The sequence below is a fragment of the Oleiphilus sp. HI0061 genome (assembly GCF_001635675.1).
The window spans coordinates 1-1,080 of record NZ_LWFE01001539.1; the positions used below are offsets into that span (position 1 = coordinate 1).

Genomic DNA, 1,080 nt, shown 5'->3' on the forward strand with positions numbered 1-1,080 from the left:
GAAAGCGATATGGCCATCACTGAAACACTGCTAGCTATTGCGAGTCAGATGGATTTAAAAACATTTGCTACAGGGATCGAAACGAAGGAGCAGGAAGCTTTCTTAAAGATTAATGGCTGTCGATATGGGCAAGGTTATCTCTACTCCCCACCAGTGCCGTTCAAGGAATTATATGCAATATTACATAGCTTGAATCAAGGCGAAACCTTAGGCCGGGGCGACCAGATCGTACTACCTCTGGTGCACGAATCTAAACCGGCCTAAGCTAAAAGCAGGTTTTCTTGCTACGAAGATAAATGCTCGTGAAGTTCTTCAAACTGAGTCGTTAAAGCATGCTTTGGAGCAAAGTAGATAAGCGGCTGACTTTCTTGGTGCGACTCTTTCATCTTGATTGAAGCATTAATTTTTACAGGTAATACTGGCAACCCTTCTTCTTCGAGCTCCTTCACCAAGCGCGACGGCAGACTCGCACGCGGCTGAAATTGATTCACTACAATACCCTCTATTTCCAAGCGGTCATTGTGATCTTCTTGTATGTCTTGCAACTCGCCCATAATCGTATACAAAGCTTGACGAGAGAAGTCATCGCAGTCGAAAGGAATCAAAACCTTATCGCAAGCAATTAAGCCTGAACGCGTATAGAAATTTAAAGCAGGCGCTGTATCGATGATAATTTCATCAAACTGGCTCTCTAATGCTCTTAAGGCATTTTTGAGTTTATAGATCTTATGCTTAGCCTCCAGCTTTCTTTCAAGAAAATCCATCTCAGGACTAGAGGGCAAAACATAGAGATTGTCGAAGGGGGTTTTATGCGCAAAGTCGGCAGGATCTTTATTAAACAAATTAAATGAAAGCGTTTGCTCAAAAAAATCGGCAATCGAGTCATTCAATTCAGCAGCAGGCTTTCCCATTAAATAGTGAGTAGAGTTACCTTGCGGGTCCAAATCAACAACCAAGGTTCTGCGTCCCTTAGCAGCGAAAATAGCTGCAAGATTGCAAGTAATACTCGACTTCCCTACACCGCCTTTCTGGTTGAATACTACGCGAATCATTTTTTTCTCCCTGCAGCTGATGAGCTAC

2 protein-coding genes are annotated in these 1,080 nt (G+C 43.1%); one reads left to right on the forward strand and one right to left on the reverse strand.

Features of this window, described 5'->3' with window-relative positions:
- Positions 1-264, forward strand: a 264-nt coding sequence (locus tag A3735_RS24015) for an EAL domain-containing protein (protein ID WP_156499879.1), incomplete at its 5' end; no start/stop codon positions are given.
- 20 nt (positions 265-284) lie between these two features.
- Here the strand turns inward: A3735_RS24015 and A3735_RS24020 are convergent.
- Positions 285-1,052 carry a ParA family protein gene (locus A3735_RS24020; protein ID WP_068509617.1) on the reverse strand — a complete coding sequence of 256 codons (768 nt, stop codon included), beginning with the start codon at positions 1,050-1,052 and terminating at the stop codon, positions 285-287.
- Positions 1,053-1,080 lie beyond the last annotated feature (28 nt).